The organism is Ensifer sp. Root127, assembly GCF_001425225.1.
Taxonomy (GTDB): Bacteria; Pseudomonadota; Alphaproteobacteria; order Rhizobiales; family Rhizobiaceae; genus Ensifer; species Ensifer canadensis.
Genome location: NZ_LMDX01000012.1, coordinates 183288 through 209693, shown reverse-complemented (window position 1 = coordinate 209693; position 26406 = coordinate 183288). Strand labels below are relative to the sequence as shown.

The 26406-nt window shown below is 62.7% G+C and carries 21 protein-coding genes and 1 riboswitch; of the genes, 10 read left to right on the top strand and 11 right to left on the bottom strand.

Annotation, left to right across the window (positions count from 1 at the left end):
- Positions 1 to 34: 34 nt before the first annotated feature.
- Complete coding sequence (locus ASD03_RS15605; protein ID WP_025427368.1) at positions 35 to 493, bottom strand: cobalamin biosynthesis protein; 459 nt, start codon at positions 491 to 493, stop codon at positions 35 to 37.
- Between the two features lie 456 nt (positions 494 to 949).
- Between ASD03_RS15605 and ASD03_RS15600 the strand changes: the two genes are divergently transcribed.
- The 3 genes from ASD03_RS15600 (at position 950) to ASD03_RS15590 (ending at position 3357) form a co-directional block, all read left to right on the top strand.
- Entirely contained in the window at positions 950 to 1735 is a 786-nt protein-coding gene (locus tag ASD03_RS15600; protein WP_025427369.1) for a TSUP family transporter, read from the top strand.
- 547 nt (positions 1736 to 2282) lie between these two features.
- On the top strand, positions 2283 to 2477 hold the full coding sequence (locus ASD03_RS15595) for a hypothetical protein (protein WP_025427370.1): 195 nt from the start codon (positions 2283 to 2285) through the stop codon (positions 2475 to 2477).
- Between the two features lie 286 nt (positions 2478 to 2763).
- Positions 2764 to 3357, top strand: coding sequence for an isoprenylcysteine carboxylmethyltransferase family protein (locus ASD03_RS15590; protein WP_025427371.1), 594 nt, complete (start codon positions 2764 to 2766; stop codon positions 3355 to 3357).
- A gap of 55 nt (positions 3358 to 3412) precedes the next feature.
- Here the strand turns inward: ASD03_RS15590 and ASD03_RS15585 are convergent, their stop codons facing one another.
- The 5 genes from ASD03_RS15585 to cobU all read right to left on the bottom strand — a co-directional run bounded on the left by ASD03_RS15585 (position 3413) and on the right by cobU (position 10045).
- Entirely contained in the window at positions 3413 to 3838 is a 426-nt protein-coding gene (locus ASD03_RS15585) for an EamA family transporter (RefSeq protein ID WP_025427372.1), read from the bottom strand.
- Positions 3838 to 4482, bottom strand: a complete 645-nt coding sequence (gene cobO / locus ASD03_RS15580; RefSeq protein ID WP_025427373.1) for a cob(I)yrinic acid a,c-diamide adenosyltransferase — start codon at positions 4480 to 4482, stop codon at positions 3838 to 3840. The genes ASD03_RS15585 and cobO overlap by 1 nt, the downstream gene beginning before the upstream one ends.
- Before the next feature lie 122 nt (positions 4483 to 4604).
- Complete coding sequence (gene cobN / locus ASD03_RS15575) at positions 4605 to 8381, bottom strand: cobaltochelatase subunit CobN (RefSeq protein WP_057208739.1); 3777 nt, start codon at positions 8379 to 8381, stop codon at positions 4605 to 4607.
- Positions 8382 to 8452: 71 nt separating this feature from the next.
- Complete coding sequence (gene cobW / locus ASD03_RS15570) at positions 8453 to 9517, bottom strand: cobalamin biosynthesis protein CobW (RefSeq protein WP_025427375.1); 1065 nt, start codon at positions 9515 to 9517, stop codon at positions 8453 to 8455.
- Between the two features lie 3 nt (positions 9518 to 9520).
- Positions 9521 to 10045, bottom strand: coding sequence for a bifunctional adenosylcobinamide kinase/adenosylcobinamide-phosphate guanylyltransferase (gene cobU, locus ASD03_RS15565; RefSeq protein ID WP_057214277.1), 525 nt, complete (start codon positions 10043 to 10045; stop codon positions 9521 to 9523).
- Positions 10046 to 10182: 137 nt separating this feature from the next.
- A riboswitch (cobalamin riboswitch) is annotated at positions 10183 to 10589 on the bottom strand.
- A 309-nt stretch (positions 10590 to 10898) separates the two neighbouring features.
- On the opposite strand from cobU, the gene ASD03_RS15560 reads away from it, so the two are divergent.
- A complete protein-coding gene (locus ASD03_RS15560; RefSeq protein WP_025427377.1) occupies positions 10899 to 13127 on the top strand; it encodes an adenylate/guanylate cyclase domain-containing protein in 2229 nt (742 codons plus the stop codon).
- A 25-nt stretch (positions 13128 to 13152) separates the two neighbouring features.
- Here the strand turns inward: ASD03_RS15560 and ASD03_RS15555 are convergent, their stop codons facing one another.
- Both ASD03_RS15555 and ASD03_RS15550 read right to left on the bottom strand, forming a co-directional pair.
- Positions 13153 to 13776: a class I SAM-dependent methyltransferase gene (locus tag ASD03_RS15555; RefSeq protein WP_025427378.1), complete on the bottom strand. Its 624-nt coding sequence runs from the start codon at positions 13774 to 13776 to the stop codon at positions 13153 to 13155.
- Positions 13777 to 13900: 124 nt separating this feature from the next.
- Entirely contained in the window at positions 13901 to 15358 is a 1458-nt protein-coding gene (locus tag ASD03_RS15550; RefSeq protein ID WP_025427379.1) for a cobyric acid synthase, read from the bottom strand.
- A 250-nt stretch (positions 15359 to 15608) separates the two neighbouring features.
- On the opposite strand from ASD03_RS15550, the gene ASD03_RS39985 reads away from it, so the two are divergent.
- From ASD03_RS39985 to ASD03_RS15530, 4 genes are all read left to right on the top strand, one after another.
- On the top strand, positions 15609 to 15752 hold the full coding sequence (locus tag ASD03_RS39985; protein ID WP_107027614.1) for a hypothetical protein: 144 nt from the start codon (positions 15609 to 15611) through the stop codon (positions 15750 to 15752).
- Positions 15753 to 16619: 867 nt separating this feature from the next.
- On the top strand, positions 16620 to 17618 hold the full coding sequence (locus ASD03_RS15540; RefSeq protein ID WP_025427380.1) for an ABC transporter substrate-binding protein: 999 nt from the start codon (positions 16620 to 16622) through the stop codon (positions 17616 to 17618).
- 283 nt (positions 17619 to 17901) lie between these two features.
- A complete protein-coding gene (locus tag ASD03_RS15535) occupies positions 17902 to 18813 on the top strand; it encodes a proline/glycine betaine ABC transporter permease (protein WP_025427381.1) in 912 nt (303 codons plus the stop codon).
- A complete protein-coding gene (locus ASD03_RS15530; RefSeq protein WP_025427382.1) occupies positions 18806 to 19852 on the top strand; it encodes a glycine betaine/L-proline ABC transporter ATP-binding protein in 1047 nt (348 codons plus the stop codon). Before ASD03_RS15535 ends, ASD03_RS15530 begins: the two co-directional genes overlap by 8 nt.
- Before the next feature lie 235 nt (positions 19853 to 20087).
- Here ASD03_RS15530 and ASD03_RS15525 read toward each other — a convergent pair whose 3' ends face one another.
- Complete coding sequence (locus tag ASD03_RS15525; RefSeq protein ID WP_025427383.1) at positions 20088 to 20954, bottom strand: D-alanyl-D-alanine carboxypeptidase family protein; 867 nt, start codon at positions 20952 to 20954, stop codon at positions 20088 to 20090.
- Between the two features lie 201 nt (positions 20955 to 21155).
- Positions 21156 to 22271 (bottom strand): acyltransferase, encoded by a 1116-nt coding sequence (locus ASD03_RS15520; RefSeq protein ID WP_158071734.1) that lies wholly within the window; start codon positions 22269 to 22271, stop codon positions 21156 to 21158.
- 375 nt (positions 22272 to 22646) lie between these two features.
- Between ASD03_RS15520 and ASD03_RS15515 the strand changes: the two genes are divergently transcribed.
- Both ASD03_RS15515 and bmt read left to right on the top strand, forming a co-directional pair.
- Positions 22647 to 23996 carry an O-antigen ligase gene (locus ASD03_RS15515; protein WP_081788862.1) on the top strand — a complete coding sequence of 450 codons (1350 nt, stop codon included), beginning with the start codon at positions 22647 to 22649 and terminating at the stop codon, positions 23994 to 23996.
- Between the two features lie 82 nt (positions 23997 to 24078).
- Positions 24079 to 25095, top strand: a complete 1017-nt coding sequence (bmt, locus tag ASD03_RS15510) for a betaine--homocysteine S-methyltransferase (RefSeq protein ID WP_057214274.1) — start codon at positions 24079 to 24081, stop codon at positions 25093 to 25095.
- A gap of 137 nt (positions 25096 to 25232) precedes the next feature.
- Here bmt and ASD03_RS15505 read toward each other — a convergent pair whose 3' ends face one another.
- Entirely contained in the window at positions 25233 to 26387 is a 1155-nt protein-coding gene (locus tag ASD03_RS15505) for a pyridoxal phosphate-dependent aminotransferase (protein ID WP_025427387.1), read from the bottom strand.
- Positions 26388 to 26406: the final 19 nt, after the last annotated feature.

Below are 26406 nucleotides of genomic sequence, written 5' to 3'. Positions count from 1 at the left end.
CATATCTTTACCAAAACGCGATCCGAGAAATAGCTCATGATGCGGCCGCCAGGGTTGCCGGCATGATTGCCAGACGGTGATCGGCAGGCCCGGCAATCGCTGCCGTTGCATGTGAAGACGTGAGCTTGGCAACCAGCAACACGCTTGCCGAGCCGGCGCCGACAAGAGCGGCGCCCTCGGCAACACCGTGGCAGCCGGTATGGGCAAAGACAATCGCCGAGGGATTTTGCAGCCGGGGCGCTTCGGCTTCAAGCGTCGCCGCATCGAAGAAGCGTGCGGCCACGGCAAAGTGCTCGGCGGCAGCGTGGATCGCCGGCTCGCCGCGCCTCGCGTCGAGCGAGGCGACGAAGCCGATATCGGCTTTGTCAGCGCCGGCCTGCGCCAACGCCTTTTCGGCAAGCGCAATCACTTCATCAATCGGCGTGCCGCGCTCGCAGCCAAGACCGAGGACGAGTGGTCCCGGCGGTCGCCGCGCTATGCTGGATGATTTCATGGTCGACCTCGGCCCCCTTCGCGGCAATCCACACGAAGCGCCGCCCGGCTCAAATCCCGGGTCGGTCTGGACAGCACCGATTCCAGCCCCCTGCCTGGGTCGGCCGCATCGGACGCTCTTTCAGTCCGCCAGAAGCGGACGCCGTCGCACATCCGTCATTTTTACCGGAGGCAACCGCACGGGTCAAACCGGATTGCGCCATCGCCATGTCGCGTTTGACGAAACCCACCACTCGCCTTCGGCGCGCGCATACCGCCAGAACCGGCAATCGACGGAAGACAGCAAACGCCCATCCGAGTACCCATAGTCTCAGAATAAGGCACTGATTTCTTGAGAGAATTCTCATCTTGCGACGAGCATCGCAGATGCACCACGACAGAAGGCTTTGCATTTCGCCGCGGCCTCTGACACAAGGCGAGAAAGGCCTGCATACTCCTCCCTCCTCGAGTCTCTCCCGTGCAAGATCTCGCTTTCCACCTGCTCGTGTTCCTGTTCGTTGCCGCCTTCATTGCCGGCTTCATCGATTCGATCGCCGGCGGTGGCGGCATGATTACCATTCCCGCCATGCTGATTGCCGGCATCCCGCCGCTCCAGACGCTGGGCACCAACAAGCTGCAGGGGCTGTTCGGCTCGGGCTCGGCAACCCTTTCCTATGCCCGGCGCGGTCACGTGAACCTGAAAGAGCAATTGCCGATGGCGCTGATGTCGGCGGCGGGCTCCGTGTTGGGCGCGCTGCTCGCGACCGTCGTTCCCGGCGACGTTCTGAAGGCGATCCTACCCTTCCTGCTGATTGCCATCGCGCTCTATTTCGGCCTCAAGCCGAACATGGGCGACGTCGACCAGCACCGCCGCATCACGCCGTTCGTGTTCACGCTGACGCTCGTGCCGCTGATCGGCTTCTACGACGGCGTCTTCGGTCCCGGCACCGGCTCGTTCTTCATGCTCGGCTTCGTCACGCTTGCCGGATTCGGCGTCTTGAAGGCGACGGCACATACGAAATTCCTGAACTTCGGCTCGAATGTCGGCGCCTTCGCCGTCTTCCTGTTCTTCGGCGCCATCCTGTGGAAGATCGGCCTGATGATGGGCGTCGCCCAGTTCCTCGGCGCCCAGGTCGGCTCGCGCTATGCCATGGCCAAAGGCGCCAAGATCATCAAGCCGCTGCTCGTCGTCGTCTCGATCGCGCTGGCCGCCCGGTTGCTGGCCGACCCGACACATCCGCTGCGCATCTGGCTGGGGCTCTGAGGCGGGACCCACCTACGCGCTGTTTGCCTGTGCTGCCGAGCGCAGGCGGCCAACGTCATCCTCACGCGACCGGTCAAAGGCTCGGATCTGAAGAGCTGGGCGTTGGCGGTCGCCTGACGTGCGGGTCCCAGAAAGGCGCGTGTCGCACTGGCCCGCAAGCTGGCGGTGGTGTTGCACCACATGCTCATGGACAGAACCAACTTCATTCCCCACAAGGTGACGCCAGCCATGGCCGCTTGAGCCGGAAGGAGACAACAACACAGGTTTCGGGTGGGCACTGCCATCAGCCCCCCCGAGCGAGGTCCCTTCGCCGGGACGATGGATGGGTTAGGCCGCAGACTTGGGCGCAGCACTCAGGTGACTGCGCGCCCCTAGATTGGCCAGCCGGTCCTCAGCAGACCCCATAGAGCAGCGGCCCAGCGTCGACTGCGAACAGAAGCAAGCACTCGGCGAGGGATTAAGCTCACAAGGGATTGACTCAAGGCCCGTTACAGAAGGCCAAGTCTCCCGCACTCCTTGGCGGGAGGTTCGAACTTAGGAGATTACAATGAAAATTATTATCGCCGCAGTGGCATCACTCGCGTTTGCGACTTCCGCTATTGCTGCTGTGCCGTCGACGCCAACCGAGAAGAAGCCCACTGTCAAAACTGCAGGCCAAGTTGAACTGGCATGGGGCAAAAACCGCTCGGGCCAAACCACGACATCGTCCGACAAGTACTCGAACGGCAGGACCTTTCGCTGATCCAGCCTAATGCAAAAAGGGCGGCTGCGGCCACCCTGAATTTTGGCAATATGCGGCTATGGCGGGAAGCGGTGACGTCCTCCCCAAGGCCCCCGCGGGTGTCACCTCTCACCGTCGGCTCGCCGGTGAAATTCCCGTAACCAAGACGAAAGTCGAGCAAGGCCGCACCTTGAGCCTCTAGTCGCTAGAGATTTCAGAGTGCCACTCATGCTTCGCCAGTCAGGGGCCGCATGGGGCCGCCTGCCCGCGAAGCGTCGTGCTGTCCTTCGCTCGCCTTGAGGTTCCAATGTTTACCACCCTGCCCGCCATCCTGATGCTTGTCGTCGGCCTGTTCACCCTGGCGCTGGCGATCCTGCGCCGCGTGCAGTCTGGCCGCTCGCCCGTTGTGCTGACCTATGGCAACGACGCGGAAGGTTTTGCCGGCAAGCTCTTTCGGATGATCGTGGCGGCGCTGGTGGTTCATCTCCTGGCGATCGCCGCCTTTCCCGATGCGGTCGGCGCCACGCTCGGCCGGATCCCGATGCTCGACAAGCCGCTCCTTCACGCCGTTGGCCTCGTGCTCATGACGCTCGGCGGCGGGTTGACGATGCTGTCGCAATGGGCGATGCGCCACTCGTGGAAGATCGGCATACCGGAGGAGCAGGACGCGCCGCTGGTCACCTCCGGCCTCTACGCGTTTTCCCGCAACCCGATTTATGTCGGCATGGTCACGGCGCTGACCGGCACCGTGCTGGCCGTGCCGAACGTCGCCTCGGTGGCGCTCACTCTCTCAGCCTGGATATCGATCTCCTATCAGATCCGCATGGAGGAAACGTACCTCTCCCGCGCTTTTGGCGAGGCGTATGGCGCCTATTGCAAGCGCGTCCGGCGGTGGATCTGAAATCACGCGGATTGCGCGCCAATGGAACCTGCGGCGGCTGGACCCGCACCCGACCTCAAAACACCGCCAGCAGCAGCGCGCCGGCGGCAATGAAAACGACACCGAGCCAGTTCATCAGGTTGAGCTTTTCGCCGAGGAACAGCACGCCGAAGATGGCGACCATGACGATCGACAGCTTGTCGATCGGCGCCACCCGCGCCGCATCGCCGAGCTTCAGGGCGCGGAAATAGGCAAGCCAGGAGGCGCCGGTGGCAAGGCCGGAAAGTGCCAGAAACAGCCATGTCCGCCCCGGGATTTCCGAAGGCTTCTGCCATTGCCCCGTTGCCGCGACGATGCCGGCCAACACGAGGAGGATGACGACGGTGCGGATCAGCGTGGCGAAGTCGGAGTTGATCTGGGCAACCCCGACCTTGGCAAACACTGCCGTGAGCGCCGCAAAGGCAGCCGAAAGCAGAGCCCAGAACTGCCAGCTCTGGCTCATCAGAACTCGACGCCCTTCTGCGCCTTGATGCCGGAGCGGAACGGATGCTTGATCAATTCCATCTCGGTCACCAGATCGGCGGCTTCGATCAGGTCTTCCTTGGCGTTGCGGCCGGTCAGGACCACATGGGTCATGTGCGGCTTTTCTTCCTTCAGGAAGCGCACGACTTCGGCCACGTCGATATAGTCGTAGCGCAGCGCGATGTTGATTTCGTCGAGCAGCACCATCGAGTTGCGCTCGTCGCGGATCAGTTCCTTGGCCTTCTCCCAGGCCTTTTCCGCCATCGCCACGTCGCGGGCGCGGTCCTGCGTTTCCCAGGTAAAACCCTCGCCGAGCGTATAGAACTGGCAGACATCGCCGAAATGCTTCTCGATCAGGTCGCGCTCTCCGGTTTCCCAGGCGCCCTTGATGAACTGCACGACGGCGCAGGGCATGCCATGGGCGATATGGCGGAAGATCATGCCGAAGCCGGCGGTCGACTTGCCCTTGCCCTTGCCGGTGTTGACAATGATCAGACCCTTCTCGTCGGTCTTCGTCGCCATGATCTTTTCGCGTGCGGTCTTCTTCTTCGCCATCTTCATCGCATGGCGGGCATCATCCTTTTCGGCGACACCTTCACCCGTGCTCACCACTTCTTCGCTCATGACGTTCTCCTCAATCATATGAATCTATCGTGGGATGCGGACGTAGTACCGCCCGCGATCTCACTCTTTGCAATTGCGCAACTCCGGACGGAAAACCGTTTCAAGCTTTCCCCGGAGCTGCTCTATTCGTTTCCGGCGCGAAGCCGCACCGCAGCCGTTGTGCGGCCGCTCAGTTCAAAGCGTGCCGAGTTGGAGCGCGGGATCCAGAGATTACGGTCGATCGCCTCCAGCAACCGCTCCGAGAGCTCGGCGAGTGCCGCCGGGTTCTTGTCGCGCAGGAAGCCTGACACCCGCTCGTCGACGATGAAAGCCTGGTAGGCAGCCTCGAAATGATGGTCGCGCACGGCACCCGTGGTTGCGGCAAAGGCAAACATGTAGTCGACCGTCGCGGCGATCTCGAAGGCGCCCTTGTAGCCGTGGCGCATGACGCCATCGATCCACTTGGGGTTGACGACGCGCGCGCGCACCACACGGCCGATCTCTTCCTCCAGCGAGCGGATGACCGGCTTTTCCGGCCGGGAGTGGTCATTGTGGTAAATCGCCGGCCGGGCGCCGCTCAGGTGCTCGGCGGCAAGGCTCATGCCGCCTTCGAACTGGTAGTAGTCGTCGCTGTCGAGCAGGTCGTGTTCGCGGTTGTCCTGGTTCTGGACCACCGCTTCGATCGTGCGCAGCCGCTCCTCGAAGAGCTCCCGTCCCGCCTTGCCCTCCTCGCCGGCGCCATAGGCATAGGCGCCCCAGGTGAGATAGGCATCGGCGAGATCGGCTTTGCTGTCCCAGCCCTTCTCGTCGATCAGCGCCTGCAGGCCGGCGCCGTAGGCTCCGGGCTTGGCACCGAAGACGCGGTAGGAGGCGCGGCGCGCGGCTTCCGCCGGCTCGACGCCCGACGCCTCCAGCCGCTGCGTCTCGGCGCGCATGCGCGCGGCGATCATATTGTCGGCATCGTCTTCCTCAAGCGCCCCGACGGCACGGATCGCCTTGTCGAACAGCGCGATCTGGTCCGGGAAGGCATCGCGGAAGAAGCCTGATATCCGCAGCGTCACGTCGACGCGCGGGCGGCCAAGCATCGCCAGAGGCACGATTTCATAGCCCATCACCCGGCGCGAGACCATGTCCCAGGTGGGCTTGGTGCCGATCAGCGCCAGGGCCTGGGCGATGTCGTCACCGCCGGTGCGCATGTTCGCCGTGCCCCAGGCCGTCAGGCCGAATGAGGACGGCCATTCGCCGTGATCCTGCAGATAGCGGCGGATCAGCAGTTCGGCGGATTTCTTGCCAAGTTCAAAGGCCGCCGGCGTCGGCACCGAGCGGCTGTCGACGGAGTAGAAATTGCGGCCGGTCGGCAGCACGTCGGGACGGCCGCGGGTCGGCGCGCCGGAAGGCCCCGGCGCCACGAAGCGGCCATCAAGGCCGGTGAGAAAGCCGGCCATCTCGGCAGCGCCGGAGTTGATGATCGATGGCTTCAGTCGCGCCTCGATCTCGCCAAGCACGGTGCGGGTGGCAGGCCAGTCCTCGGGCGCGAGCGTCTCGCCAGAAACGAACGCCGCCGCCAGCAGCTCGATGCGCTCGACAGTATCGCCGGCCGTCCGCCACGGTGCATCGGAAATGGAGGAAAGCATGTCCGGCCGTGCGCCTTCCCAGGGATCGGACATCACGCAATCGAGCGGATCGAAGCCGAGCCCGGCATCCGCGGCCATCGCCCGCTGCAGGCTCTGGTCGGCGCCTTCGCCAAGGCTGCGCGGCACCCGCGCCAGCGCCACGGTCAGGTCGGTCAGCAACCGCCCCTCCGGTGCAACGCCAAAAATGTGCAGGCCATCGCGGATCTGCATTTCCTTGAGGTCGCAGAGATAGGCGTCGAGCTTCTCCAGCGCCTTGTCGTCGCTGTCGCCCTTGTCGATACCGGCATCGTGGTCGAGGCCGATGTCACGCACGAGGTCGAGGATCTGCCGGCTGAGCAGCCTGAGCCGGCGCGGATCGCCGCCGGCCGCGTCGTAATATTCGTCGACCAGCGCTTCGAGATCCTTCAGCGGCCCATAGGATTCCGCCCTCGTCAGCGGCGGCGTCAAATGGTCGATGATGACGGCGCTGGTGCGGCGCTTGGCTTGCGTGCCCTCGCCGGGATCGTTGACGATGAAGGGGTAGACATGCGGTAGCGGCCCAAAGATCGCCTCGGGATAACAGGTCTCCGACAGCGCTAAGGCCTTGCCGGGCAGCCATTCCAGATTGCCGTGCTTGCCCATATGCACAATGGCCTGCGCGCCGAACTGGTTGCGCAGGAAAGCGTAGAAGGCGAGATATCCGTGCGGCGGCACCAGATCCGGCGAATGGTAGCTTTCCTTCGGATCGATGTTGTAGCCGCGCGCCGGCTGGATGCCGACGACAATCTCGCCGAAGCGGGCAAGCGGCAGCGCGAAGGCGCCATCGAGGAAGAACGGGTCGGTTTCCGGCGCACCCCAGCGGTCGCTGACCTCATCCTGAATCTGTTTCGGAAGCGAATCGAAGAACGTATTGTAATCGCTGAACGAAAGAACTTCGCGGATCTCGCGATCGCGGCTCGCCGCGTTGGTCGGCCCAGCCATCAGGTAGCCGATCAGTGCATCGCCATCCTCAGGCACGCCGGCGACGGGATAACCTTCGCTCGCCATGGCGCGCAGCACTTCAACCGTGCCCGCCGGCGTATCGAGCCCGACGCCATTGCCGAGTCGGCCATCGCGATTGGGGTAATTGGCCATGATGATGGCGATCCGCCGTTCGGCCGGACGGGCGCGGCGCAGTTTTGCCCAATTGACCGCAAGCCTGGCGGCAAAGCGGACCCGGTCGGAAAGCGGTTCGTGCCCGACGATGTTGGCTTCGACCTTGGGATCGTAGATCGAGGCCGCCTTGAAGGAGACGGCGCGCGCCAGAATGCGGCCATCGACCTCCGGCAAGGCAACGTTCATGGCGAGATCGCGCGCCATCAGCCCCTGCGGCGAGGCCTGCCATTGCGCGCGCGACGATCCGGAGAAGATCACCTGCAGCACCGGCGCGCCGGTTGATTCCAACACGGTCGGCTGCCTGTCGGCACCGGGCGAGGAAACGGCAAAGCCGGTGGCGTTCATCACCACGTCGGGTGCCGCCTCGGAAAAAATCGATTGCAGCGTGCCGACCGAAACGGCATCCTTGAGGCTGGAGACAAACAGCGGCAACACGCGCATGCCTTCGGCGGCAAGCGCCTCGATCAGCGCTTCGACCGGCCGGGTCTCGCCGCTCTGGACCAGGGCGCGATAAAAGCAGATCCCGACTGTCGGGGGTTCGAATCCCTCCCCCGCGACCATCCGCTCTTGGACACGTGCCTTCCATTCGCTGACGCCGATGACGCCCGCGCCCGGCCACCAGATGCCGGCCTTGAGCAGCGGTTTTGCCGGCTGCGGCTTTTCCGCGTCTGAGATCAACGCCTCGGCGTAGTCGAGGAACAGGCCGGCATTGTCAGCGCCGCCCTCGGTGAAATAGGCCCAGAGGCGCTGGCGGTCGTCGGCCTCAACGGTCGAAAACGGCTCGAGGCCGGGATCGGGCTTGTCGTCGCCGGGCAGCACCGCGATCTGGAAGCGGTGGGTGACGGCGGCGGCATGCAATGCTTCCAGCACATAACGGAAATAGCTGGCGCCACCGAGCGGCCTGACCACGATGAGTTTTGCATGCCTTGCCGTGCGCTCGACATAGGTGTCGACCGACATCGGGTGCATCAGGTTCATCAGGCTGGCGATGCGCAGGCTCAGCTCCCCGTCGCGCCGGCCATGGGCCGCCGCGATCGACGAAAGCTCGGTGTCGGCGGCCGACAGGAAAAGCACGTCGGCCGGCGTTTGCCCCAGGTCGATCGCCTCGTTGCCGTCGGCGATCGTTCCTTTCTGGGCGAGAAGCAGATGCATGTTTCTGTCCGTTCGAGCAATTCCAGGAAAAGCGTGAAATGGCTTTCCTGGAATTGCGTTGCTTCAAGGAGTTAGGCGAGTGCGGTGATGGCGGCGCGCACCGCAGCTTCGTCCATGTCGTGCAGGCCGATGACGACGAGGCGCGTACCGCGCTTCTCGCCAGCCGCCCAGGCACGGTCGTAATACTGGTCGATGCGGGCGCCAACGGCCTGGATCAGCAGGCGCATCGGCTTGCCGGGCACGTCGGCAAAGCCCTTGAGGCGCAGCACGTCATGCTCTGATATCACGCCCTTGAGGCGATCGATGAAACCTGCCGGATCGGCAATCGCGCCGAGCTCGACGACGAAGCTGTCGAACTCGTCATGAGAGTGCTCCTCGCCGGCCTCATGTTCCATCTCGTGGTGAGACTTGCGGTTGGCGATATCGCTTTCCGTGCCGACGCCGAGGCCGAGCAGGATGGCAGCGGCAACTTCGCCGTTCTTCGCCTCGATCATTGTTGGCTTGCGGTTAGTGCGCGAAGCGACCTCGTCGCGCACGGCCTTGAGGCCGGAGGCGTCGATCAGATCGGTCTTGTTGAGCACGATCAGGTCGGCGGCGGTCAACTGGTCCTCGAACAGTTCCTCGATCGGGCTTTCGTGGTCGAGATTGTCGTCCTCGACACGCAACGCATCGACCTTGTCATGGTCGTCGGCAAAACGGCCGGCGGCAACGGCGGCACTGTCGACCACGGTGACGACGCCATCGACGGTGACTTCGCTGCGGATATCAGGCCAGTTGAAGGCGGCGATCAGCGGCTGCGGCAAAGCGAGGCCCGAGGTTTCAATGATGATATGGTCAGGACGATTTTCGCGCTCGAGCAGCTTGGTCATGGTCGGGATGAAATCATCGGCAACCGTGCAGCAGATGCAGCCATTGGTAAGCTCAATGATATCGTCTTCCGAGCAGGCTTCTGCGCCGCAGCCCTTCAGCACGTCGCCGTCGACGCCGAGATCGCCGAACTCGTTGATGATGAGCGCAATGCGCTTGCCATCGGCGTTCTGCAGCAGATTGCGGATCATCGTCGTCTTGCCGGCACCGAGGAAGCCGGTGATGACGGTCGCCGGGATCTTGCCCTGGTTGGCTCTGGCAGTGGTCATGGATCAACCCTTCATTTTCAGCGGCAATCCGGCCGCGACAAAGTAAACTTCCGCGGATTTCTCCGCAACGATCTGGTGAAGCCGGCCGGCATGGTCGCGGAAATCGCGGACCATGCGGTTCTCGGGCACGATGCCGAGGCCGACTTCGTTGGAAACAAGGATGAGGCGCGCCCGCGCCTCCGGCAGGAAAGCGGCAAGGGCCGCGAACTCTGCCGCCATGTCGCGCCCTTCCATCATCAGGTTGGTGACCCACAGCGTCAGGCAGTCGACGAGCACCACGCAGTTCTCGTCATCGATGCGCGTCAGCAGCGAAACGAGGTCGAGCGGCTCTTCATGCGTCGTCCAGCCTTCGCCGCGCCTTGCCCGGTGATGGTCGATGCGCTCGCGCATCTCGTCGTCCCAGGCACGGCCGGTCGCGACATAGTGCATGCCGAGCCCGGAGGCTTCGACGAGCCTTTCGGAAAAGCTGGATTTGCCGGAACGGGCACCGCCGAGGACCAGAACCGGCCCGGCATGGGAAATGCTCATGTGCGTTGCAGCCTCACGCGCTTGGTCGCGAATTCGAGCGGCAACAGGATTTCACCGCGCCGACGGCGCGTTCGGGAAACGATCGATGAGCCAAGACAACCTCCGTGATGGCGTGGGAAGCGGGCTTCCCTTCGGGCGGAATGCCCCTGTCGGACGGCAGGTCTCCTGGCTCACGGCGTCACGAGCCCACCACATCGCGCCCCGCGTGATCACGCGAAGACCGATGCTTGGGCCCGAACGGCCCGCCTCACCTTCCCGGCGTTTTCTGGTTTCGTGAAAGGCGGACGATTCGTAGAAGAAGAGGCGTCCAACCCGGCTGATCACGAAGCCACGCCAGTGGCTTTTCCGGCTGAATTCCAAACCGCCTTCGATTGCCCCATGCAATCGAAAGGAAGCCGGCTATCAGCCCGATGGCGAACCCTGACCGTTCTACAGTCGCGGGGTCGGCTGCGATAAGGATGCCCGATTTGGGTCCATCCGTCACATTCCCAATTATTCCCCCGCATCGCCACGATCCGGGGAAACCATCCAACGTCAGATGATTAGGAAGCGGGCGCCGCAAAGTCAATCGACGCGTGCGACACGCCACCCGTCGAGATGCGGCGCGCGACAATTTGCCGGCAGCAGGCCGCAAAGGCCACTCCTGCATGTTTTTATCCTTAGATGGTATTCGACCTAAGGATAAAAACATGCAGCAATTCAAAGTGTTACAGCGACCTTTGCGCGTCCAGTAAGACGCGCGGCGCTGTAGTCGACGTCGGAGCGGACGCTCCACGGCAACTGAACTTTATTTTAGCAACGTCAGATATTGCGATAGAGTAGCCGAAAGTCGTTTCGATTATCCGGAAGGCAGATGGAACGCAGGCTCACCGCCGTGATGATTGCCGACGTTTCCGGCTATGGACTGCTCACCCAAGCCGACGAAGAGGGTACGTGTGCCCGCTTTCAGGCCGATCTGCACGGCCTGTTCGAACAAAGGATTGCCGCACATCGCGGGCGGTTGATCAAGACCATGGGCGACGGGTTATTGGTCGAGTTCCAGAGTGTCGTCGAGGCGGTCCGTTGTGCGGTGGAGGTTCAGCGCGCGAAATCCGAAAGCCGCGGCTCCGATCAGGGTCGACTGGAATTCCGCATCGGCATCAATCTTGGCGACGTCATCGTTGAAGGCGACGACATTCACGGCGATGGAGTGATCATTGCCGAGCGCCTGCAGAGCCTCGCCGAACCGGGTGGGATCATCATCTCCGGCACCGCCTACGACCAGGTCGAGAAGCACCTCGATGTCGGCTTCGTCTTTCTCGGCGAACAACGCCTGAAGCATATCGAAAAGCCGGTGCGGACTTACCGGCTGGGGCTGAACGAAGCCCGCCCCGGCAGCGTAAAGGTCGCTGGGCGCCACGCGAAGCGCTGGGCGGCACTCGTTACGTCTGCTGTCGTGCTCGGCGCTGCTGCCGGCGTGGCCTGGTGGCGGCCCTGGGAGTCGCCTGTGGAAACGGTCCAGATACAACCACCGAACCTGACCGCGCCGGACAAGCCGTCGATCGCGGTGCTTCCGTTTGCCAACGTGAGCGACGATCCCAGGCAGGAGTATTTCGCCGATGGCATGACCGATGGCCTTGTCACCGAGCTGGCTCAGGTATCCGGCTTGTTCGTTATCGCGCGTAACTCGACCTTCACCTACAAGGGCAGGGCGGTGACACCCAGGCAGGTGTCCAAGGAACTCGGTGTCCGATACGTCCTCGAAGGCAGTGTGCAGCGTGCCGGAGAACAGCTACGGATCAATGCTCAGCTCATAGATTCTCTCAGCGGCGGCCACGTTTGGGCCGGCAAGTTCGACGGTTCACTTTCCGATGTCTTTGCGCTGCAGGACGAAGTGATGCGCGGCATTGCCGACGCGCTTGCGCTTCGGTTGAATCCTGACGAGCAGATGGCCTTCGGACGCAAGGAAACGACGGTCCCGGCGGCCTTCGATGCGTTCCTGCGCGGCTGGGAGCATCACCGGCGCACGACCCCCGAAGATTTTGCAAAGGCAGTGCCTTTTTTCGAGCAGGCGATTGCGCTCGATCCTGCCTATGGACGAGCCTATGCCGCCGCCGCCATGGTCTACGCGCGCGTCTACCTGTGGCGTTGGCATTATCGGCTTGATATCTCGCGGATCGAAGCTAGAGCCAAGGCGCTACAATTTCTAAGGACCGCGCAGAAACACAAAACAGCGCTCGCCTATCAGGCGGCCGCTCTCCTGTCCGAAGCGGCCTGGCAGCATGCCGATGCGCTCGCCGAACTCAAGGAAGCGATCGCGCTCGAACCCGGCGATTCCTGGAGCTACGCGCTGACGGCCTTCGTGCTGACCTCCGCCGGCCGCCCAGCGGAGGCCCTGCCCTATATCCGTACGGCCATGCGCCTCGATCCGCACTCTCCGTCCTTCTTCATTTACGTTCTTGGACTGACGCAGTTCAGCCTGGAGGATTTCGAGGCGTCGGTGGCTGCGGTGAAGCGCAGCATCGAACTCAATCCTCAGGATGACGGTTCTTTCCTTCTTCTCGCCTCCGCTTACGCGCACCTCGGCCGGAACACGGAAGCGCAGGCAGCGATCACTCGTTTCAACGCGCTTCGCCTCGCACGCGGTGGCACTGCCGCCACCATCTCGACCAGCCCGCCCATGGATCTGGCAAAGCTGGCGGATAGCGAGCTCTTCTACCGGGGACTGCGCCTGGCCGGCGTGCCTGAGACCTTGATGAACGCCGACTTCGTAGGCAGGAACAGACTGGAAGCCGACGAAGCCCGCTCACTATTCCTGGGGCATCGGCTGCATGGACGCATGCTGGACTCGGGCGAGGAACATGAGGCTGTCATTTCAACCGGGGGCGTGGCCACTCTGACAGGAGGCTGGGCTTCCATCGGCGCTGGTCGCATGACCGATGTCGAGGTCAAGTTTGACAGGGACGAGGTTTGCTTCCTGTGGCTCAAGACAACGAACCTCTGCGGAATGGTGCTGCGAAATCCCGGAGGACTTAGCGGCAAGGAAAACGAATTCATATGGTACCACGGCGACAGGGCGTTCACGTTCTCGCAGGTCCGCTAGCCCCTTGCGCTCGCCCATGCTACCGCTACCGTACCCGCTGCAGCGCGCTGAACTGAAAAGCCTGCACTGAATTCCATGGCGTCTTATGCTGGTGCCTGATCGCTTCGACCAGCCGGAAGGACGGCCCGATTACTTCGGCAAGCGCCGCCGGGTCGTAGCGCATCACCGGCAAACCGCTGCAGCGGTTCGGCCCATCCGGCGCAAAGGTGGCGATGATGGCGTGTCCGGAAGGCTTCACGGCAGCACAAAGACGTTCGACATAGGCCGCGCGCTCTGCCGCACCGGTCAGGAAGTGAAACGCGGCGCGGTCGTGCCAGATATCGTATTGCCGCGAAGGCGACCAGTCGGTCACGTCGGCGGCGATCCACTCTACCGCTTCGCCGCGCGCGCCGAGCCGGGCTCGTGCGGCGCCAAGCGCGGTTGGAGACAGGTCAAGCACCGCGACCGACCATCCGCCCTCCTCCAGCAGCCGATCGACCAATCTAGACGCACCGCCGCCGATATCGATCAGCGATGCCGGCAAGCCCCGCCCGTACTCGTGAATGAGCCGCAGCGACACCTCGGGCGTGCCTTCGAACCAGCTGACGCCCGCCTCGTCCTTGGAGGCATAGGCAGCATCCCAATGCGCACGCCGCTCGTCGTCACTCATTGCAAACCGCCTGTTGCGCCGGTCATCCCGTGGTCAGAAGTCTGCATGTGTCGGCGCCTGCGGCACGCAGTCCGCGACGCATCTTAACGCCCCGCGCGCGTGCTGCAAATGCTGCGGGCGGGCCTCAATTGCCGAGCAGTTGATGGAGCCACGTCGGGTCAAGCACCGCCTCGAGCTCCGCGGCGACGTCATCGAGCGCCGCATCGACCGACTGGCGGTAGTTGCCGATGCCGCCTTCGATGCCGAAGCTTTTGAGCAGGGCAGCACGGTAGGCATCGCTGGAAAACAACCCATGCAGGTAGGTTCCCATCACCCGTCCGTCGGCCGAAAGGGCGCCATCGGCGCGATCGTCGATGCGGATCGAAGGGCGGTCGCAGTCAGGACCCGTGGTGCGGCCGAGATGGATTTCATAGCCTTCGAGCGGCACGTCGTGTTCCAGCGACCAGGCACGGCTGTTGCGCAGGGTCTTTTCCGGCGCCATTTCCGTTTCGACGTCGAGCAGCCCAAGTCCCTTGATTTCCCGCTCGTTGCCCTCGATGCCGAGAGGGTCGGTGACGCGCGCGCCCAGCATCTGGTAGCCGCCGCAGATGCCGATCACCCGGCCACCGCGCCGCACATGGCGCTTGAGGTCCTCATCCCAACCCTGCGCCCTGAAATCCTTGAGATCGCCGATGGTCGATTTCGACCCAGGGATGACGACGAGAGCGGCATCGGCGGGGATCGGGCTGCCCGGTTTGACGAAGACGAGATCGACCTCCGGCTCGGCGGCGAGCGGATCGAGGTCGTCGAAATTGGCAATTCTCGACAACACCGGAACGGCAACCTTGAGCGCCCGCCCCTCGCCGCGGGCCAGCTTTTCGAGCACGACCGAATCCTCTGCCGGCAGCCGCCCGGCCGCCTTCAGCCACGGCACTACGCCGAAACAGGGCCAGCCGGTGTAGCGGCCGACCGCGGCGATGCCGTCGTCGAACAGCGTGACGTCCCCACGGAACTTGTTGATCAAATAGCCCGTCACCATGCGCCGGTCCTCGTCGGGCAGGATCGCATGGGTGCCGACCAACGAGGCGATGACGCCGCCGCGATCGATGTCGCCAACGAGCACAACGGGGACATCGGCGCGGGTCGCAAAACCCATATTGGCGATGTCGCCTGCTCTCAAGTTGATTTCGGCAGGTGACCCCGCCCCCTCGACGACCACGAGATCGGCACCGGCCGAAATCTGCTCGAAGCTTTCCATCACCGCCCCGAGCAGCTTCGGCTTCAGTGCCTGATATTCCCGCCCCTTCGCCTGGCCTGCGACCTTGCCCTGCACGACGATCTGGCTGCCGACATCCGACTGCGGCTTCAAGAGCACCGGGTTCATGTGCACCGAAGACGGCACGCGGGCGGCTAGCGCCTGCAGCCATTGCGCCCGGCCGATTTCGCCGCCGTCATGCGACACGGCGGCGTTGTTCGACATGTTCTGCGGCTTGAACGGCCTGACCTTCAACCCGTGATTGGAGGCGAGCCGGCAGAGGCCTGCCACCAATACCGATTTTCCGACATCCGAGCCGGTTCCCTGAAGCATGATCTTGCGTGTCATGCGGCCACCGGTAACACCGAATTGACCGGCCGCAAAGAGCTGTATTGACACGTTTTCGCCGCATTTGCGGCGCGTCGATGACGGACTGTTTCGGCCGCTCATCAAGCTTGTCGAGTTTCCCTCCGAAACTAGCATAAATGCGACATCCCGTGACGAGTTTGGCATTCAATTCCATAAGGCGCGAGCCTATATCAGCGCCATCGAAACACACACCGGACGACAAACGTCCGGCCTCTCAAGGTCCATGCCCATGCTGTACATATTCAGCAAACCAAATTTCGTTCAGATCGCCTGGAATTCCAAGGCACCGGTCAGCCAGTCGCGCGTTCGCAACGTCGTTCTCGACGCTCCCTTCGGCCCGCTCGGCTTCATCCGCACGTCCAACGTCGGCTGACCCATCAGGCCCATAGGATCGGGCCCCTATCGGCCACGGCTTCGCATTCCGGCAGCTGACGCCTTCTCCTCCAGCCGTCTCCCTTCGTGGAGGCGGTTTTTTTTGGCCATACGGCGCATGTGAGGCGCTGGGTTTGCGCATGTCGTCGCCGCAGAACCGCCACGCACTTTTGTGCGACACGCCCTTAAACGCGAAAACCGCATCGACCTCTTATCGAGGGATGCGGCTTCCAAAAAACGCTGGTCACTCCGGAAAAACACACCGGAGGTTCGCTCAAACCCGGGACGCTATACCTTGATCCGGGTCGACGGCCGTTTCCCGCCGCGCAACAACAATTAGCCGGACATCGTTACCGGATGGTTATCGAGGATTTAACGAAAGATGAATCGCGGCATTTTTTGAATTTTTTTCGCGACATTTACAAAATGTGCGCGTGGCGCATTCACGACAGGAAAGGTCCTGATTGCAACAGATCGAAAACAAGCATTGCGGCGACCGCTATATTTTACGGCACTAATTGTCGCGAATGCTTAAATTTGGCCCGATGGAAGCCAAAAAAATCCCCTTCCATCATGTCGCAGACAGACGCTGCCCGCAGCCCGGCGCGGCCGTTTTCCGATTCAAGAGGTTGATTTCCCAACGAGAATACTTAGGCTTGCGGAGCGGTATAGAGGAGATCCGGCCGGCGACAGGGTTCCGCGGCCAGGACCAGATCGAACTCCCACACCGCCGCAGCAGGGGCTACCCTTGGCTTGTCTTTTGCCGAACCCCAGGCTGCTCATTTGGCTCGGGTGACCGGGATGCACGGCGTCCCCACGACGCCCGTTTGATCGTAGGCTGCAGTTAAAGACTGGGAGGTCTTGCAACATGAAGAAACTCCTCGCTTCCACCATTCTCGCCGCGGGTCTGTACGCGCTGGCGGGTTCCGCGCAGGCCGCGGAATGCGGTGAAGTCAGCATTGCCGAGATGAACTGGGCGTCGGCGGGCGTTGCCGCTCACGTGGACAAGTTCATTCTGGAAAACGGTTACGGTTGCACCGTGACGCTGGTCACCGGCGACACCATGCCGACCTTTGCCTCCATGAACGAAAAGGCCCAGCCGGATATGGCGCCGGAACTCTGGGTCAACGCCGTTCGCACGCCGCTCGACGCGGCCATCAAGGAAGGCCGGCTGATCGAAGCCGCCAAGATCCTGAGCGAAGGCGGCGTCGAAGGCTGGTGGATCCCGAAATTCGTCGCCGATGCCAACCCCGATATCAAGACGGTGCAGGATGCGCTGAAACACCCCGATCTCTTCCCGGCACCGGAAGACCCGTCCAAAGCCGCCATTCACAATTGCCCGTCTGGCTGGAACTGCCAGGTTTCGACCGCCAATCTCTACAAGGCGATCGATGCCGAGAAGGCCGGCTTCCAGCTGATCGACACCGGCTCTGCGGCCGGCCTCGACGGCTCGATCGCCAACGCCTTTGCCAAGAAGACCGGCTGGCTCGGCTACTACTGGGCACCGACTGCCATCCTCGGCAAGTACGAAATGACCCGCCTCTCCTTCGGCGTTGATCACGACAAGAAGGAATGGGACGCCTGCTCGGCCGTTCCGGATTGCCCGAGCCCGAAGGTCAACTCCTACCCGGTCTCCGACGTCTTCACTGTCGTGACCAAGTCGTTTGCCGACAAGGCCGGCGTTGCCATGGACTATGTCAAGGCGCGCAAGTGGGACAATGGCACCGTCAACAAGGTCCTTGCCTGGATGGATGAGAACCAGGGCACCAACGAGGATGCAGCAAAGCACTTCCTCGAAGAGTTCCCGGACATGTGGACCACATGGGTAAGCCCTGATGTGGCCGAGAAGGTCAAGGCGGCACTCTGATTTTCGCTGACGATGCAGGCGGCCCGCGTGAAAAGCGGTCGCCTGCATCGGCGTCTTCGCCAGCCGGAAAAAATTGTCGGACATGGCAAGCAATACCGGCGACGACGAACAGGTTCAGTTCGCTTCGCATGTCGCATTCAGTAAAGCGGGCGTCACGTTCCGCTGTCACATTCCTCACGCCGGGACCCGAAGAGGTCACCGCAAAGTCTGCGCAGGGATCGGCAACGACCGGTCTGAAGACGCAGTCGGCGTCATAAGACTTCAGGCCAAGAAGGGGAAAAATATGGCATCCATCTGCAGTGTCTTGCCAGAGTTGCTCTGCAAGTTCCCTGCCATTGACGACGGAACGATCCGCCTGGCTCGCAAGACCATCGACGATGGTTTCAAGGGTTTCGTCCGCACCTATGGCGACGCCATCGACACGGTCGTCCAGCCGCTTCAATGGTTTCTGAACTATCTCGAAAGCCTGTTCGTCAGCTCGCCGTGGATCGTCATCCTCGCGCTCATGGTGGCGATCGTCTATTTCGGCAGCCGCAACATCAACATCACCATCGGCACGGCGCTGTCGATGATCGCCATCGGCCTCGTCGGCCTGTGGAACGACACGATGGTCACGCTCGCAATGGTCACCGTCTGCACGCTGATCTCGATCCTGATCGGCATTCCGATCGGCATTCTGATGGCGCGCTCCGAGCGGGTGCAGTCGGTCGTCAATCCGGCGCTCGACGTGATGCAGACGATGCCGAGCTTCGTCTATCTTATTCCGGTCGTGATGATCTTCGGCATCGGCAAGGTTCCGGGCCTCATCGCCGTCGTCATCTATGCCGTGCCGCCGATGATCCGGCTCACCAATCTCGGCATCCGCCTCGTCGACAAGGAAGTGCTCGAAGCCGCCGACGCCTTCGGGTCGTCGGCCTGGCAGAAGCTCAAGAACGTGCAGATGCCGCTGGCGCTGCCCACCATCATGGCCGGCATCAACCAGACCATCATGATGTCGCTGGCGATGGTCGTCGTCGCATCGATGATCGGCGTGGGCGGCCTCGGCAAGAACGTGCTGCAGGCGATCGCCAACCAGTTCTTCACCGTCGGTTTCCTCAACGGCTTCGCCCTTGTCGGTATCGCCATCATTTTCGACCGTACCAGCCAGGCCTTCGGCAGGCGGCTACAGAAGCATTCGGAGGTTATCCATGGCTAGTCACGCGATCGAGGTGAAGAACCTCTACAAGATCTTCGGCCCCAATGGCGGCAACTATGTCGATGCCGTCAAGCGGGGCCTGGGCAAGGCGGAACTCAACGAAAAGCACGGCCACGTGCTCGGTCTGCAGGACATCAACATCTCGATGCCGGCCGGTGGCGTCATGGTGGTCATGGGGCTTTCGGGCTCGGGCAAGTCGACGCTGATCCGCCACATCAACCGGCTGATCGACCCGACCGCAGGCGAAGTGCTCTATGACGGCGTCGACGTCTGCAAGATGAACGACAACGACCTGCGCGAATTCCGTCGCCACAAGACGGCGATGGTGTTCCAGAAATTCGCGCTGCTGCCGCACCGGACCGTGCTCGACAACACCGTTTACGGCCTGGAGATCCAGGGCGTCGGCAAGGCCGAGAGCGAAAAGCGCGCGCGCGGCTGGATCGACCGGGTCGGTCTCCAGGGCTTTGAGAACCACTACCCCAACCAGCTTTCCGGCGGCATGCAGCAACGCGTCGGCCTCGCCCGGGCGCTCACCAACGATGCCGACATCCTGCTGATGGACGAAGCCTATTCGGCACTCGATCCGCTGATCCGCGTCGATATGCAGAGCGTGCTTCTCGACCTACAGAAAGAGCTGAAGAAGACCGTCGTCTTCATCACCCACGATCTCGACGAGGCGCTCAGGCTCGGCGACAAGATCGCCATCCTGCGGGATGGCCGCGTGGTGCAGCAGGGAACGGGCCAGGAAATCGTGCTGTCGCCCGCCGACGACTACATCAGCGCCTTCGTCAAGGAAGTGAACCGCGGACGCGTCATCAATGTCGAGACGATCATGCGGCCGCTTTCCGGCAACCCGGAAGGCATGCCGCTGACGATGGGCACGGTGCTGGAATCGGCGGCCCGCGCCATGACCGGCGCTCATCTCAACGTGGCCCATGTCGTCGACGAAAACGGCCGCCCGATCGGCGCGCTCGATCTGCCGACGATCATCTCGGCCATGGTGACGCCCACCAGTCACGAGGACAAGAGAGCCGCATAGACAGGCCAATCGGCAGCAAGGGCGCTCGGCACCTCCCATCGCGGGAACAGGCCGCAGCGCCCTTCGCATGTCAGGCGGGTCGTATCGTCTGCGGGGTGCAACTCGGAAGACGCACGCTGTCGGCGCTCATGCAGCAATTCAAAGTGCTACAGCGACCTTTGCGCGTCTAATAAGACGCGCGGCGCTGTAGGCCGATGTCAGCCTCGCATTCGCACCAAGTGCTCTACGGCGCTGTTCAGTTGGTCTTCGTCGTTTCGGCTGCAGCCGGCTCGACGGTGCTTGCGGACGAAAGCGTATCGCTGGTCGCCGGGAAATACTTGTCGAGCAGGCCCATCATCTGGGTGTCGCGCTTTTCGGCGGTCTCGCCGCCCATGACGACGCCGACGAGGCGCTTGCCGTCGCGCGTCGCCGACGTCACCACGTTATAGCCAGACGCCGTGGTGTAGCCGGTCTTGATGCCGTCAGCGCCTGCATAGCGGTTCATCACGCCGTTGTGGCCGCGAAGCTTCATGCCCCTGAATTCGATCTTGCGGTTCGAAAACAGCGCAAACTCTTCCGGGAAATCGCGCATCAGCGCAATGCCGAGCGTCGCCATGTCACGCGCCGTCGTCACCTGCTCCGGATCCGGCAGGCCGTTGGCGTTCTTGAACACGGTGCTGGCCATGCCGAGCTGGTGCGCCTTCTCGGTCATCACCTTGGCAAACCCGGTTTCAGTGCCGGCCAGCTGTTCGCCGATGGCAACGGAAGCATCATTGGCCGACAGCACGATCATGCCCATCACGGCTTCGCGGACGGAGACGGTGCGCCCGACGCCGACGGCCAGCTTGAAGGGCTCCTTGCCATTGGCATTTTCCGACATCGTCAGTCGCTGGTCCCACGTCAGCTTGCCGTCGCGAAGCGCTTCGAACGCAAGATAGATCGTCATCATCTTGGTCAAGGACGCGGGATAGTTCAGCTCGTCGGCATTCTCGGCTTCGAGAACGGTGCCGGTCTGCGCGTCCAGAACCAGATGGGCTTTTCCGGCGAACGCGTAGGACGCACCGCCGAGCAACAGACCGAGTGAAACCGCCGCCGACGCGAGTGTCCGGATAGTGAAATGCATGATGTTCTTCTCGTTTGAGGCTATCGATCAGCGCGCGATACCCGCGGGCAAGCTAGCGACTACATAAGTGCCGCCTTTTACAGCGATCACAAGCGAGCCGCAATCGCCTATCGGCTGCGGCTTTTCGTCGTGAGCAATCGCCCCGCTTCCGCCACAATGGCGTCAACGGACAACCTGGCTTCGGCGCCAGATCGAACCTGCCTAACCCTCACGCGCCGCGACAGCCCTCGCCCCAAAAGGCCAGCCTGACAGAAAGGGTTTTTCGATGAAACGGAAGGTCAGAGTAGAGACAACCAGCACCCCACCTATCGCAGCGAGCGTCACCAGCGTCGCGAAGCCCTGGTCGAGCGTCAGAACCGTGTCCCCATCGGGAGCGACGTGGGTCGGAACCTTCAGGCCGAAGCGCAGAATCTGGGTGACCGCCCAGCCGACAATGGAATGGGTCAGGTAGACGCTGTAGCTGACGGTGCCCAACCAGACGAAGGACGGCCACTCGAGAAAGCGGCGAAGACTCGTGTCCTCCTGCAGGTTCGCCACGGCCACAACCGTGACCGCAAAAAGAGGCGGCAGAAGGATTTCCGCGCGGCCGCCGCCGAGGCCCCAGATTGCCAAAACGACGAGCGTCAGCGCCGCTGCAGCCATCGGCGCCGCCGCCTTTCGGGGCAATCGGACGTGGAGCGAAGCGGCCCACGCCCCCAGGAAAAAAGAGAATACGCAGCGGATGATCGCAAAGATCGGATCGGTTTCGAGCCGTCCGCCCTCCAGAGCGAGCAGGATGATGGCCGCTCCACCCGCCAGAACAAGGCACCAGCGCACCGGTAACCGCAGGAGACCCACCGTCAAAGCGAAGATCAGATAGGTCCAGAACTCGACCGAAATGGACCAGCTCGGAATATTGAACCCGAGTTCGCTCAGAACCACGCCCTGCAGCAGAAAAAGATTGGCAAGGAACGCCTTTGCGTCGGACACCACAAAGGCGGGGTTATTGGAGATGATGCCGGTCTTCTGTTCAAAGATGTATTTGAGACACTCTATGCCGAGGAAGATCAGCAGCGTGAACAGATGAAGCGGATAGAGGCGCCAGAACCGCCGGCGCTGGAAGCTTGCGAGCTCTGCGGGGCTCGACAATCTGTTGGCATAGTTGAGAGCAATCACGAAGCCGCTGAGCACGAAGAAGAAGTCGACCATGAGGTAGCCGTGCCGGATGAAGGCATTCTCACTCAGCAGGCTGCCGTAACGGAAATGGTGCAGGACAACCGCAAGGGCCGCGAAACCCCGCAAGGATTCGAGCGCCAGGAGTTTGGGTTTCTTCACCATTGCGGAGAATGCTCCATCGCTGGCGGCAAGCGCCGCCATTTCGTCACGTTGCGCCCGTCGTTTAGACGGTCTGCTTCGAGAAGACAGGTCCCGCAAGGACGATTGGAAGCTACCTTCGCCCGGGAAGCCTTAAAATCCGGTAATGGGCATTCTGCGTTGAGCCAAAGACATTTGGCTTCTGTTGTCGGGGCAAGGCAAAACTGCCCGCTTTGGCAAAAGATGCCCGATTGAACCGAGCCGCCGTTTCATTCGACCTTAACCCGATTGCGCCATGCTTGATGGCAGGTCCCGGCCCTCTGGGGGCAACTGCAGACGGGAACCGCAAACCCGGAGGTGGCGCCGTGTCGGCGACGCCCCAGCAATCTCGGCGCCCTGATGCAAGTACCCCCCGCCACGGCAGACTTACCCACACGTCGGCATCCAGTGCCGGCGCGGGTAGGCTACGACGTTGGGCTCGCACAGCTGACGCGCCATTTGGCTTCGCTGCTATCCGGCCTCGGGCTCTTCCTCATGGTCTTCACGCTGATGCCCTTTCAGGGCGCCATGGAGACGGACCCGAATGCCGCCAACGATGGCAACATCATCAACCAGGTCGGCTACATCGTGCTTGGTGCGGTCTATCTGTTTGCGATGCTGCTCGTGGTCGACAAGCGGGTGCTGGCGCGGCTGGCCTCGCCGGCCTGGGTGGCGATCTTCGCCATCGCCTACTTCTCCTGCCTGCAGTCCTACGATCCGGCCGCCTCCGCCCGTGGTCTGACGCTCAGCCTTGTGGCGATGATCATGGTGGCCGGCGTGCTGGTGCTGCCGCGCAGCGAGGAGGATTTCGTTCATGCCGGGGCAAATGCCATACTGCTCCTCATCCTGATCGACTATGCCGCGCTCATCGTGGCGCCGGACCTGGCCATTCACTCGGCCGCCGGCGGCGAGCCCTGGCATGCCGGCTTCTGGCGCGGCCATCTCCTACACAAGAACGTCTCGGCGCCGGTGTTTTCGATCCTGTGCATGTTCGGGATCTATTGCCTGCGCTCCGGCGCCACGCTTCGCGGCTGGGCCATCACCCTGCTCTCGGTCAACTTCGTGCTGCACACCGGCTCGAAGACCACCATCGGCTTCCTGCCAATCGCCATAACGCTGGTGCTTGCCGGTCGCGCCGTTCGCAGCCCCGGCCTGATGATCGTCGCGCATCTGGTCATGTCGGTCGTCGTCTTCGGCCTGACGCTCGGCACGATCTATTCAGACACCCTGCTTTCGTTCACCAGGGCGATCATCGACGATGCCACCTTCACCGGACGCGACGACATCTGGAAGTTCGCCAGCGCCAGCATCGCCGAGCACCCATGGCTAGGTCAGGGTTACTCCAGCTTCTGGCTCTCGCCCGTCATCATGGGCCTTGAGGCCAACTTCGAGGCGAACTGGGACGTGCGTGGCATCGTTGCCGGCCACAACAGCTATCTCGACGCGGCGCTGACATTTGGCCTGCCCGGCGGTATCCTCATAAGCCTGCTGCTCTTCGTCAAACCGCTCCTCGACTACATCCGCGCCTCGCGCCGGCCGGAGGGTCGGGCCTTTGCCGACTTCTGCGTCATGGTCGTCATTTTCATGACTTACAACGCCATGCTCGAAAGCTTCTTCCTCAACCGCGCCGACCCGATGTGGCTGCTGACGGCGCTGGCCATCTTCGGGCTCGGCCTTGCCGGGCGCTTGGGCCTGCGCCACCAACAATAGTCCCGGCCACCCACGCCGACGCTTGCAAAGACATAAAGATATCTTTATATCTTATTGCATTCATTCTAGCCGGGAAAAGCCGATGACCGCTGCAGCCAACGTTCTCTCCGACCTTATCGCCGAAAAAGGCGTTCTTCTTGCCGATGGCGCCACCGGAACCTCGCTGTTCGCGATGGGCCTCGAAGCCGGCGAAGCGCCGGAAATCTGGAACGAGACCAGGCCCGAGAACATCGCCAAGCTGCACCAGGACTTCGTCGACGCCGGCGCCGACATCATCCTGACCAACTCCTTCGGCGGCACCCGCCACCGCCTGAAGCTGCACCACGCCCAGGATCGCGTGCACGAACTCAACAGGCGCGCGGCCGAAATCGCCCGCGCCGTCGCCGACCAGGCACCGCGCAAGGTCATCACCGCCGGTTCTGTCGGCCCGACCGGCGAACTGCTGATCCCGCTTGGCGCGCTGTCCTATGAGGACGCGGTCTCGGCCTTCGTCGAACAGATCGAAGGCCTGAAGGCCGGCGGCGCCGAAGTCGCCTGGATCGAGACCATGTCGTCGCCGGACGAGATCCGCGCGGCCGCCGAGGCCGCCGCCAAGGTCGGCATGCCCTATGTCTATACCGGCTCCTTCGACACCGCCGGCAAGACCATGATGGGCCTGCACCCCAAGGATATTCACGATGTCGCCAAGGATCTGGGCAATGGCCCGGTCGCCGTCGGGGCCAATTGCGGCGTCGGCGCGTCCGACATCCTGTCCTCGCTGCTCGACATGACCGCGGCAAAGCCCGAGGCGACCGTGATCGTCAAGGGCAATTGCGGCATTCCGGAATTCCGCGGCTCGGAAATCCATTACTCCGGCACGCCGCCGCTGATGGCGGAATATGCTCGGCTCGCGGCCGACGCCGGCGCCAAGATCATCGGCGGCTGCTGCGGCACCACCTGCGGGCACCTCGCCGCCATGCGCGTGGCCCTCGACGAGCATTCGCCGCGCGAACGCCCGACGCTCGATGTGATCATCGAAAGGATCGGCCCGCTGCGCAACAAGTCGGCCAATGAAGCTCCATCGACCCCGGCCCGGGAACGGCGCAGCCGCCGCGGCTAAAAGCACTTCCAGGGGAAGTGCGAAAAGCACGCAAGATCGACAAAATAACGAAACGCTCCGGCATCATCTGATCCCGGAGCGTTTTCATTTGTAGCGTTCGCTATGGCTCTCGCAACGAGCGGGAATGCCCCCGAAAATCAGGCGCTGCGCTTGATCGCACTGTCCGCCCGAAGATGCTGCCGCCAGGCCTCAAGCCCGATCTCGATGTTCTTGCGACCGAAGCCGACACGGAAGCGATCCTCAGCGACCGGCAGCAGGTCGGACACGAACAGGCTGGATGGCAGCAGCAGCACGCCCGCCTCTTCCACCAGGCGGCGGCAATGGGTCTCGACCCCATCGGCTCCGAGATAGCGGGCAAAACCGACGCAGCCGCCATCCGGCTCCCGCCATTCATAGAGGGCGGGGAATTCGGCAAAGAAGGCTCCGAGCTTTTCGAGGTTCGAGGCGCAAAGCGCCCGATTGCGTGTCAGCAGTTGCTCGCGCGCCTTGAGTGCGATCGTTGCCAGAACCTCGGACGGACGCGAATTGCAGATCGACAGATAGTGCTTCATCTTCTCCATGCGCTCGATCAGCGCATGATCGCGGCAGGCGATCCAGCCGATGCGCAAGCCCGGCAGGCCATAGGCCTTGGACATGACGTTGAGCGAGATGCCGCGCTCGAACAACTCGGCCGCCTGCGACAGCCTCAGCGCCGGGTCGCGCTCGAGCCCACGATAGACCTCGTCGCTGAAGAGATGGATGCCGCGTTCGGCGCAGAGCTCGGCCAGCGCCTTAAAGGTCTGCTGATCGGCGATCGAGCCGGTAGGGTTGTTGGGGAAGTTGACTGCAATCAGCCTGGTGTTCGGCTTCAGCGCCGCACGCACGTCGGCAATATCGAGGCGCCAGTTGTTTTCCGGGCGCAGCGGCACGCCGGTGACCGAAGCGGCGATCGTGACCGGCAGCGTTTCCATCGACTGATAGTTTGGCACGGTGACGATGGCGTGGTCCTGAGGGCCGAGCAGCGCCAGCATGGCGCAGTAAAGCCCCTCCTCCGCCCCGGCAAAGCAGAGAATGTCTTCAGCCGAGAGCCCCTGATAGGTCGACGCAATGGCCGCGCGCAAGGCCGGTGCGCCATAGGTTTCGGTGTAGCCGAGCGTCAGCTTGTCCCAGGCTTCCCGGTCCGCGTCGTCGGCCAGCGCCAGCAGTTCGCCCATGCCGATGGTTTCGCTGTCGCTGGCGGTCATGTGGTGGCGCGCCTTGAACTCCCAGCGGGAGAAATGCGTTTCGAGGCGGAAGTCTGGCAAGGTGGTCATATCGGGTCCTCCAATCGCT

What these genes read in the sequence shown, in the direction of transcription:
- ASD03_RS15605 (WP_025427368.1), bottom strand. Translation starts at nt 493, where the DNA reads ATGAAATCATCCAGCATAGCGCGGCGACCGCCGGGACCACTCGTCCTC.
- ASD03_RS15595 (WP_025427370.1), top strand. Translation starts at nt 2,283, where the DNA reads ATGAAAATTATTATCGCCGCAGTGGCATCACTCGCGTTTGCGACTTCC.
- ASD03_RS15590 (WP_025427371.1), top strand. Translation starts at nt 2,764, where the DNA reads ATGTTTACCACCCTGCCCGCCATCCTGATGCTTGTCGTCGGCCTGTTC.
- ASD03_RS15585 (WP_025427372.1), bottom strand. Translation starts at nt 3,838, where the DNA reads ATGAGCCAGAGCTGGCAGTTCTGGGCTCTGCTTTCGGCTGCCTTTGCG.
- cobO (WP_025427373.1), bottom strand. Translation starts at nt 4,482, where the DNA reads ATGAGCGAAGAAGTGGTGAGCACGGGTGAAGGTGTCGCCGAAAAGGAT.
- cobN (WP_057208739.1), bottom strand. Translation starts at nt 8,381, where the DNA reads ATGCATCTGCTTCTCGCCCAGAAAGGAACGATCGCCGACGGCAACGAG.
- cobW (WP_025427375.1), bottom strand. Translation starts at nt 9,517, where the DNA reads ATGACCACTGCCAGAGCCAACCAGGGCAAGATCCCGGCGACCGTCATC.
- cobU (WP_057214277.1), bottom strand. Translation starts at nt 10,045, where the DNA reads ATGAGCATTTCCCATGCCGGGCCGGTTCTGGTCCTCGGCGGTGCCCGT.
- ASD03_RS15560 (WP_025427377.1), top strand. Translation starts at nt 10,899, where the DNA reads ATGGAACGCAGGCTCACCGCCGTGATGATTGCCGACGTTTCCGGCTAT.
- ASD03_RS15555 (WP_025427378.1), bottom strand. Translation starts at nt 13,776, where the DNA reads ATGAGTGACGACGAGCGGCGTGCGCATTGGGATGCTGCCTATGCCTCC.
- ASD03_RS15550 (WP_025427379.1), bottom strand. Translation starts at nt 15,358, where the DNA reads ATGACACGCAAGATCATGCTTCAGGGAACCGGCTCGGATGTCGGAAAA.
- ASD03_RS39985 (WP_107027614.1), top strand. Translation starts at nt 15,609, where the DNA reads ATGCTGTACATATTCAGCAAACCAAATTTCGTTCAGATCGCCTGGAAT.
- ASD03_RS15540 (WP_025427380.1), top strand. Translation starts at nt 16,620, where the DNA reads ATGAAGAAACTCCTCGCTTCCACCATTCTCGCCGCGGGTCTGTACGCG.
- ASD03_RS15535 (WP_025427381.1), top strand. Translation starts at nt 17,902, where the DNA reads ATGGCATCCATCTGCAGTGTCTTGCCAGAGTTGCTCTGCAAGTTCCCT.
- ASD03_RS15530 (WP_025427382.1), top strand. Translation starts at nt 18,806, where the DNA reads ATGGCTAGTCACGCGATCGAGGTGAAGAACCTCTACAAGATCTTCGGC.
- ASD03_RS15525 (WP_025427383.1), bottom strand. Translation starts at nt 20,954, where the DNA reads ATGCATTTCACTATCCGGACACTCGCGTCGGCGGCGGTTTCACTCGGT.
- ASD03_RS15520 (WP_158071734.1), bottom strand. Translation starts at nt 22,271, where the DNA reads ATGGTGAAGAAACCCAAACTCCTGGCGCTCGAATCCTTGCGGGGTTTC.
- ASD03_RS15515 (WP_081788862.1), top strand. Translation starts at nt 22,647, where the DNA reads ATGCAAGTACCCCCCGCCACGGCAGACTTACCCACACGTCGGCATCCA.
- bmt (WP_057214274.1), top strand. Translation starts at nt 24,079, where the DNA reads ATGACCGCTGCAGCCAACGTTCTCTCCGACCTTATCGCCGAAAAAGGC.
- ASD03_RS15505 (WP_025427387.1), bottom strand. Translation starts at nt 26,387, where the DNA reads ATGACCACCTTGCCAGACTTCCGCCTCGAAACGCATTTCTCCCGCTGG.